1 protein-coding gene is annotated in these 1,297 nt (G+C 37.9%); it reads right to left on the reverse strand.

What is annotated here, in order from left to right; all coding sequences use genetic code 11:
* Nucleotides 1-582: 582 nt before the first annotated feature.
* The gene (locus ACYQ2O_RS12300; RefSeq protein WP_459796708.1) at nucleotides 583-1,167 is read right to left on the reverse strand and encodes a pentapeptide repeat-containing protein; all 585 of its coding nucleotides are present in this window, start codon (nucleotides 1,165-1,167) and stop codon (nucleotides 583-585) included.
* Between the last annotated feature and the right edge of the window lie 130 nt (nucleotides 1,168-1,297).

Here is a 1,297-nt window from a genome sequence, read left to right on the forward strand (position 1 = left end):
TTGATTCATAAGAAGACCTCTTTTCTGGATTTGTGGTTATCTCTAGATTAAGGGTCTTCTTTCTTTTTGTCTACTTTAATTTCTTGCCCTACTATTTTACTTTCCGACAACTATTTTACACATAGGATAGTGATTAACGTTTGAGGTGATAGGCTTTCTAGCGGGTAAAACTTTATACTTTCCTATTCTATAAAAGGAAAACACTCATCATGATGAGTGTTACAACTTAAGTCATAAGGACAGCTGGGAAATGAACGGAAAATTAAGTAGTGGTAGATAAGATAAGAACAATAAGCGGTATTATATTTTAAATTATTGCCCACTCACCGGAAAATGCTCATAGAGTGGGTAATAAATTTGAAATTAATGCCCACTCGCAGAATATACCCTAATGAGTGGGCAAAGGTTTAGGTATTATGGACCACTCGCCGAATACATTCAACTGAGTGGTAAGTAAATGAAGGATTATAACCCGCTCAAAGAGTTTAAGTCAACGAGTGGGCAAAAGAGGGAGTCAATAATGAAAAGCTAACTTATGGTATCCCATATTTTGGAAATCAAATCACCTACATCATGTGCTGGTCAGTCTTTAATCTTGAGCTGCAGCATTTCCAAAAATCCGAGAGCCTGAGATTCGTTTACTATGGCACCTTTAATGTCGTCTATAGATACTGCAATGGCGTCAAACTCTGATGAACTCAAATCGATAGTATTCAATGAGGTATGGCTGAACTTTGCTCTATTCAAGTCACAGGATTCGAACCGGGTTTGCTTTAAAGAACACTCAAGGAAGTCCATTTCATTTAACTTGCATTGGTCAAATAACACATATGTCACTTTTGAGAAGCCTACACTTGATAGATGCATAATGCAATCGCTGAAAGTAACATCTTCAAGAAAACTGTCTGTGAAAAGCATGCCGTTAAGTCTGCATTGCTGAAAGGACACCCGTTTAAGACTGCTTTCAGTCAGTTCGGCATTGATGCATTCACATTTGATAAATTCTACATCTTTGAAGTAGGCATTATTTATGGTCAGCTGATCGAACTGGACATTTCTGAATCGCACACCTTTGAATTCGATGAGTCGTGTATCGGACAATGTGATGACACAGTCGGCGATTTCTGCCTGTTCGATGTAAGGTTCTTCCGGATCGAAGACTTCCATAAATGTAGAAAAGCAAAATAATCCAGCCAGTAAATGTCACTTTATTCCGGCAGTTTTATTTAAGAAAATGAGGCAATTAAGCGACAGAATCTGTTTATTCCAGCACGTTTGTCAGTTTAGACCAGCGGAT

This window comes from Alkalibacterium sp. m-11 (genome assembly GCF_054658155.1).